Below are 6902 nucleotides of genomic sequence, written 5' to 3'. Positions count from 1 at the left end.
GCGGGCCGTCGAGCTCGTCGCCCAGCAATTGGTAAGTCGGGCAGGTGGCGGTGCAGAAACCGCAGTGCACGCACTTGCGCAAAATCGCTTCGGCTTCGAGGCCGTCGGCGCTGTTCTTGAATTCGGGGGCGAGATGGGTTTGCATAAGGTCACGGCGCCTTTTTCACGGCCAGGGCCAAAGCCAGTGCCTTGCGCCTGGCGGCGCGCTGGAAGTCGGCGTACAGGGGCGGCAGGGACAGGACCAGCAGCATGAGCGCCAATGGCACGACCCAGATAAAACCGATGTACTTGAAGCCGGCCGCGCCCACCATGCCGCCGGCGATGAACATGGCCAGCAGGGTGCCGAACAGCCGCAGCTTGATGCGGTTGGCGCGCACGCGCGACTCCAGCGGACTGGTGGTGCGGTTCCAGTAAAACATCTTGCCGAGCTCTATGCCCAGGTCGGTGATCACGCCGGTCATGTGGGTGGTGCGGATCTGCGAAGAAGAAATTTTGCTGACCAGCGCGTTCTGCAAACCCATGGTGAAGGCCAGCACCAGCACGGTCAATGGCACGGCGAAGGGGGTCTGGCGGTTCAGCGTGGCGCCCAGCAGCCCGAACAGCAGCATCAGCACGGCCTCCACCAGCAGGGGCAGCGCGTATTCGCTGCGCAGGCGGTGCTGGCGCGCCCAGTTCACCAGCACTGCCGTGACGGCGGCGCCGGTGGTGAAGGCCAGCAGCGCGCCGATGGCGCCCAGCACCAGCGTCATGTTGCCCAGCACCAGGTTGTCGGCCAGCAGCGAGGCAAAGCCCGTCATGTGCGAGGTGTACATGCTGACCAGCAGGAAACCGCCCGCGTTGATGGCGCCGGCGTTGAAGGCCAGCAGCCCGCCCAGCAGGCGGTTCATATACGGCGTCCGGTGCTGGCCGGTCAGGTGGCGAAGGCGTCGCATGGCTTGCCTTACCAGTCCGCGTACAGGCGGCCGGGGTTGAAGATGCCCGCCGGGTCGAACTGTTTTTTGAGTTCGCGGTGGATGCGGTCCAGCGGCGGCTTGAGCGCGGAGAACACCGGCACGGATTTGCCGGCCGAGCGGAACAGCGTGGCATGGCCATGGGCCTGGGCCGCCGCCTCGCGAATCGGCGCCGCATCACTGTCGGGCCGCCTGAGCCAGCGCTGCGCGCCGCCCCACTCCACCACGGTGTCGCCCAGGTCCAGGGGCGCGGCCGTATCGGGCAGGCTGAGCCGCCACAGCGACTCATCGCCCTGCAGGGCAAAGAAGGGCTGGGCCTGCTCGCGCAGCGCGGTCCAGTGGCGGGCCGCATCGCTGTCCAGCACCTCCCCGCCCATGGACTTCTGCGCGGCGGCAACGGCCGCTTTGGCCCCGCGCAGCCGCACCCACAGCCGCCCTTCCCGCCAGCAGGAGGCGTTGACAGGCAGCGGCATGGCGCCCCAGCGATTGAGTTGTTGCAGGGCGGCGGCTTCATCCATCTCAAACACCAGCGTGGCTTCCTGCGGCGCGACCGGCAGCACCTTGAGCGACACTTCCAGCAGCACGCCCAGCGTGCCCATGGAGCCGGCCATCAGGCGCGAGACGTCGTAGCCGGCCACGTTCTTCATGACCTGGCCGCCGAAGACCAGGCGCTCGCCTTTGCCGTTGAGCAGCACCACGCCCAGCATGAAGTCGCGCACGGCGCCCGCGCTGGCGCGGGCCGGGCCGTTCAGGCCGCTGGCGACCATGCCGCCCACGGTGGCCTGGGCATCCGGGCCGCCGAAATGCGGCGGCTCAAACGGCAGGCACTGCCCTTGCGCGGCCAGCAGCGCTTCGAGCTCGGCCAGCGGCGTGCCGGCGCGCGCGGTGACCACCAGCTCGCTGGGCTCATAGCTGGTGACGCCGCGGTGCGGCCGAATGTCGAGGACCTCGCCCGTGAGGGCCTGGCCGTAGAAGTCCTTGCTGCCGCCGCCGCGCAGGCGCAGCGGCGTGCCGGCGGCCGCGGCGGCACGCACGCGTTCGGCCAGCGCGGCACTCATATCGGTATCTGGAAGCATGACGCCCATGGTAAGCCGCGGCGGCCGGCACCCTGTTGATTTTTTTGAACGGGGTTTGTTCGGTTTTTTCCGGGGCCGGGCCGCGCCTTAATCGAGGAAGAAGTTCACAGGCAGGCCGGGAACGTCGACCTGCAAGGAAAACACGCAGCCCGAATCGGGGTAATCCTGCAGTTCCTGCGCGGGCCGGTTGTGGCGCGCGGTCGTGAGGTACAGGGTCTTGAGGTCGTCACCGCCGAAGCAGGGCATGGTGGGGCAGCGCGCCGGCACGGCGATCTCGGCCAGCACCTGGCCGGCGGGCGAGAGCTTCAGAAGCCGCCCGCCTTCGAACATCGCGGCGTAGTAGTTGCCTTCGCTGTCCACCGCCGCGCCGTCGGGCCGCCCGCCATAGCCGGGCATGCCGGGCTGCCAGCCGTCGGGCTTGCCGGGCCACTGCGCGAACACGCGGGGCTGCGTCATGGCGTTGCTGTTGGCGTCCCAATCCCAGGCGCGAATGATGTGGCGCGGCGTGTCGGACCAGTACACCGTGGCCGCATCGGGCGACCAGGCCAGGCCGTTGGCGATGGTGGCGTCACCCGCCTTGCGTTCCAGCACCGGCGCCTGCCCGCCGCGGCAGTCCAGCGAGAACAGCTCGGCCGCGGCCTTGTCGCGCGGCTCGTACATGGTGCCGGCCCAGAAGCGGCCCAGCGGATCGGCCTTGCCGTCGTTAAAGCGCATGGTGGCCGTGTCATGGCCGCCCTTGGCGAGCAGCCGCAGCTCGCCGCCCCATTCCTTCGCGCGGTAAATGCCGTCGCGTAGCGCGATCACCAGGCCGCCGGTGCGCGCCGGCGCGATGCTGCCGGGCTCCGAGGGCATGGCCCAGCTCTCGACCGTGCCCATGAAGACGTTGCAGCGGTGTATCTGTTGCCCGGGAATGTCCACCCAGTAGAGCATCTGCTCGTCGGGATGCCAGAACGGCGACTCGCCGAGTTCGCTGGGCGGTGCAACCAGTGTTTGCCAGGTCATGACGGCGCTTTCATTTCAGTGGGGTAAGCCGCCACTGTAACGCCCCGCCCAAAAAAAACAGCCCACCGGCTTGCGCCGGCGGGCTGAACATCCAAAGGAGACTCTCTCAATCAACTAAATAAGGGCTGCCGCCTGGGCAGCCCCCTGCCAACCGTGTCAGCGGTTGTAGGCCGTTTCGCCGTGGGACGTGATGTCCAGGCCTTCGCGTTCGTCTTCTTCGCTGACGCGCAGGCCGATGGTCAGGTCAACCACCTTGTAGGCAATGAAGGACACCACACCGGACCACACGATGGTGATCAGCACGGCCTTGAGCTGGATCCAGACCTGGCCGGCGATGGTGTAGGCGTCAGGTGCCACGGCCGTGGCCGTGACCCAGTCGCCCACGAAGCTTGGGCCGCCCAGGCTTGGCGAGTTGAACACGCCGGTGAGCAGCGCGCCCAGGATACCGCCGATGCCGTGCACGCCGAACACGTCGAGCGAGTCGTCCGCGCCCAGCAGTTTCTTCAGGCCGTTCACGCCCCAGAGGCAGGCGAAGCCGGCCACCAGGCCGATGACCAGGCCGCCGCCTATGCCGACGTTGCCGGCCGCGGGGGTGATGGCCACCAGGCCGGCAACGGCGCCGGATGCTGCACCCAGCATCGAAGCCTTGCCGCGCATCAGCGCTTCACCGACGCACCATGCGAGCACCGCGGCTGCCGTGGCGCCCAGGGTGTTGATGAAGGCCAGGGCGGCAAAGCCGTTGGCTTCCAGCGCGGAGCCGGCGTTGAAACCGAACCAGCCCACCCACAGCAGTGCGGAACCGACCATGGTCAGCGTCAGGCTGTGAGGCGCCATGGCTTCCTTGCCGTAGCCGATGCGCTTGCCGATGCAGTAGGCACCGACCAGGCCGGCGACGGCGGCGTTGATGTGAACCACGGTGCCGCCGGCGAAGTCCAGGGCGCCCATCTGCCAGATGTAGCCGGCCTTGCCGTTCATCGCGTCGACCACTTCCTTGCCGGTGTAGGCGTCAGGGCCCATCCAGAACCAGACCATGTGGGCGATAGGCGCGTAGCTGAAGGTGAACCAGATGGCCATGAACAGCAGCACGGCGGAGAACTTGATGCGTTCGGCGAAGGCGCCGACGATCAGCGCGCAGGTGATGCCGGCGAAGGTGGCCTGGAAGGCGGCGAACACGATCTCGGGGATCACGACACCCTTGCTGAAGGTCGCGCCGTTGGCGAAGGTGCCCGCGACGTTGTCCCAGATGCCCTTCATGAAGAAGCGGTCGAAGCCGCCGAAGAAGGCGTTGCCCTCGGTGAAGGCCAGGCTGTAGCCGTAGATGAACCACAGCACGACGATCATCGAGAAGGTCACCATGACCTGCATCAGGACCGACAGCATGTTCTTGCTGCGGACCAGGCCGCCGTAGAACAGCGCCAGGCCCGGCACGGTCATCATGATGACCAGCAGCGTGGAAACCATCATCCAGGCGGTGTCGCCTTTGTTGGGAACCGGCGCGGGCGCGGCGGCAGCGGAAGCCGCGGCGGCGGGCGCCGGTGCGGCTGCGGCGGCTACGGGCGCAGCCGGTGTGGCCGGCGCGGCGGCAGCAGGTGCGGCCGCTTCGGAAGCGGCGGGTGCGGCTGCCGGGGCTTGCGCCATTACGGCGCCGGCGGTCAGCAGGCTCAGTCCCAGTACAAGGGAAGCAAGTAGTTTTTTCATGTCAATGTTCTCTTTATTAGGGTTGAGCCTTACAGCGCTTCCTTGCCGGTTTCACCGGTGCGGATGCGCACGACCTGCTCGAGGTTGTAGACAAAGACCTTGCCGTCGCCGATCTTGCCGGTGCGGGCGGCGCCCTCGACGGCCTCGATCACGCGGTCCACCAGGTCGTCGGACACCGCGGCCTCGATCTTGACCTTGGGCAGGAAGTCGACGACGTATTCCGCGCCGCGGTACAGCTCGGTGTGGCCCTTCTGGCGCCCGAAGCCCTTGACTTCAGTCACCGTGATGCCTTGCACGCCAATACCGGACAGCGCTTCGCGCACTTCGTCCAGCTTGAACGGTTTGATGATGGCCGTTACGAGTTTCATTTTCAGGTTTCCTCCAAGGATGAAAAAGGAAGCGGCCCCTCGGTGCGCCACTCCAGCTGCTTTACAGGTTTTTTTGCGAGCCTACAAACCAGGCCGCCCCGCCTCAGGGACCCGGCCGCTTGCAAAAACGGGCTGTCAGATTCACAAAGGCTGATTAGCACGTACCGTGCCAAAGTAGGCGCCCTTATCGGCTGGGTCCACCGGCTCCCTGCCTGCACCGTTGAAGGCCATAGAATTCAAAAAACACGAAAAGCACCAGATTGGGGCGCATTCGCGCACAACTTTGGAGCGCCATCCAGGGAGTTACGTCATGAGTTTGTCTTTAGTGCACAGCCGCGCCTTGCTGGGGCTGGAGGCGCGGCCCGTCTGCGTCGAGGTCCACCTGGCCAACGGCCTGCCCAGCTTCACGCTGGTCGGCCTGGCCGAAACCGAGGTCAAGGAAGCCCGCGAACGCGTGCGATCCGCCATCCAGAACACCGGCCTGGACTTTCCGGCCAACAAGCGGATCACCGTCAACCTCGCGCCGGCCGACCTGCCCAAGGATTCCGGCCGCTTCGATTTACCCATCGCCCTGGGCATCCTGGCCGCCAGCGGCCAGGTCGACGCCCGCAAGCTGGAAGGTTATGAATTTGCCGGCGAGCTGTCCCTGGGCGGCGACCTGCGGCCGGTGCGCGGCGCCCTGGCCATGAGCCTGGCGCTGGCGCGACCGGCACGCGACGCGGCCAAAAAACTGCCCAAACTGGTGCTGCCCGAGGCCAGCGCCCAGGAAGCGGCCCTGGTTCCCGGCGCGGAAATCTTCCGCGCGCGGCATTTGCTGGACGTGGTCAGGCAGTTTTTGCCGGGCGACGCCCCCGTGGAGGCGCTGGACGGCTGGACGCATGTGAAGCCGGCGGCCCAGCCCGCGCAGCCGGCCTACCCCGACCTGGCCGACGTCAAAGGCCAGGCCGCCGCCCGCCGCGCCCTCGAAATCGCCGCCGCCGGCGGCCACAGCGTGCTCATGATGGGTGCGCCCGGCTCCGGCAAGTCCATGCTGGCCCAGCGTTTTGCCGGCCTGCTGCCGGCCATGACGACGGAGGAAGCGCTGGAAAGCGCGGCCGTGGCTTCCCTGGGCGGTCGCTTCTCTCTAGATAGATGGGCGCTTCGCCCGACCTGCGCGCCGCACCACACCGCCAGCGCCGTCGCCCTGGTCGGCGGCGGCTCGCCGCCCCGGCCCGGTGGGCATCACCACAATTAGACCGAATTCATTTCGTTATGAATCAATACGACACAAAGGAAGTCACCAGAGTTGTGGCCCTTCAATCTCCAAAGTTTGACCTCGATGCGGTTGATCAACTGTCAGAAGTGGTGGCACGCCCCCCGCTTCGAGGTCCAGCTATAGCTCTAAAGATGTCGTCTGGACAAGATTATTAAACTGCTCCATCACTTCCGGTTGGTGTTGTATTAGGAATCGGCCAACCCGAGCATTCTCAAGTAACTTGACCAGATAGCCTCGCGCAAGGACGAGATTTAGCATGTCGTCACCGTAAGTCTGTTCGGCCGTCTTGTACTGCCCTTGCAGATTGGTCATCTCCCGCTCCATCCGATCTATCTGCTCTTGTGAAATGCTTTTTAGTTGACGTGGCTTTTTCTTTATCAACAAATCGGGGGCTGTGGCCATCAGTGTTGAATTCCGCTGAAGTCTGACCCGAGTTTTCCATCGAATATTGACCCACACTCTTTGTGAGCAGAAGGTGCTCACGATGTGGATAAGTTCTTGGTTTTCTCCTTTTTGGGCTGAGTCTTTGCAGAGCTGTTTTTGAACCGATAGC

General features: G+C 65.8%; 6 protein-coding genes and 2 pseudogenes. 1 reads left to right on the top strand and 7 read right to left on the bottom strand.

Annotation, left to right across the window (positions count from 1 at the left end):
* The 6 genes and pseudogenes from glcF to glnK form a co-directional block, all read right to left on the bottom strand.
* A pseudogene (gene glcF / locus ACLV74_RS25005) lies at positions 1 to 145 on the bottom strand (glycolate oxidase subunit GlcF); the annotation flags it as partial.
* 4 nt (positions 146 to 149) lie between these two features.
* Entirely contained in the window at positions 150 to 932 is a 783-nt protein-coding gene (locus tag ACLV74_RS25000; protein ID WP_411882121.1) for a YoaK family protein, read from the bottom strand.
* Between the two features lie 8 nt (positions 933 to 940).
* Positions 941 to 2035 (bottom strand): glycolate oxidase subunit GlcE, encoded by a 1095-nt coding sequence (glcE, locus tag ACLV74_RS24995; protein WP_411882120.1) that lies wholly within the window; start codon positions 2033 to 2035, stop codon positions 941 to 943.
* A 78-nt stretch (positions 2036 to 2113) separates the two neighbouring features.
* Complete coding sequence (locus ACLV74_RS24990) at positions 2114 to 3028, bottom strand: SMP-30/gluconolactonase/LRE family protein (protein WP_411882119.1); 915 nt, start codon at positions 3026 to 3028, stop codon at positions 2114 to 2116.
* A gap of 156 nt (positions 3029 to 3184) precedes the next feature.
* Positions 3185 to 4726 carry an ammonium transporter gene (amt, locus tag ACLV74_RS24985; RefSeq protein WP_411882118.1) on the bottom strand — a complete coding sequence of 514 codons (1542 nt, stop codon included), beginning with the start codon at positions 4724 to 4726 and terminating at the stop codon, positions 3185 to 3187.
* A 29-nt stretch (positions 4727 to 4755) separates the two neighbouring features.
* Positions 4756 to 5094: a P-II family nitrogen regulator gene (gene glnK, locus ACLV74_RS24980; RefSeq protein ID WP_007873831.1), complete on the bottom strand. Its 339-nt coding sequence runs from the start codon at positions 5092 to 5094 to the stop codon at positions 4756 to 4758.
* Positions 5095 to 5404: 310 nt separating this feature from the next.
* On the opposite strand from glnK, the pseudogene ACLV74_RS24975 reads away from it, so the two are divergent.
* A pseudogene (locus ACLV74_RS24975) lies at positions 5405 to 6319 on the top strand (YifB family Mg chelatase-like AAA ATPase); the annotation flags it as partial.
* 147 nt (positions 6320 to 6466) lie between these two features.
* Here the strand turns inward: ACLV74_RS24975 and ACLV74_RS24970 are convergent.
* On the bottom strand, positions 6467 to 6902 hold a 436-nt coding region (locus tag ACLV74_RS24970), incomplete at its 5' end, for a plasmid partitioning protein RepB C-terminal domain-containing protein (protein ID WP_411882117.1).

This window comes from Polaromonas sp. YR568, from assembly GCF_943369415.1.
Classification (GTDB): Bacteria; Pseudomonadota; Gammaproteobacteria; order Burkholderiales; family Burkholderiaceae_C; genus Polaromonas.
Note: the sequence above shows the minus strand (reverse complement) of the source record. Positions and strands in the feature narration are given on the sequence as shown.

Bases quoted from the DNA above. Each gene is read 5' to 3' on its own strand.
- ACLV74_RS25000 (WP_411882121.1), bottom strand. From the start codon at position 932: ATGCGACGCCTTCGCCACCTGACCGGCCAGCACCGGACGCCGTATATG.
- glcE (WP_411882120.1), bottom strand. From the start codon at position 2,035: ATGGGCGTCATGCTTCCAGATACCGATATGAGTGCCGCGCTGGCCGAA.
- ACLV74_RS24990 (WP_411882119.1), bottom strand. From the start codon at position 3,028: ATGACCTGGCAAACACTGGTTGCACCGCCCAGCGAACTCGGCGAGTCG.
- amt (WP_411882118.1), bottom strand. From the start codon at position 4,726: ATGAAAAAACTACTTGCTTCCCTTGTACTGGGACTGAGCCTGCTGACC.
- glnK (WP_007873831.1), bottom strand. From the start codon at position 5,094: ATGAAACTCGTAACGGCCATCATCAAACCGTTCAAGCTGGACGAAGTG.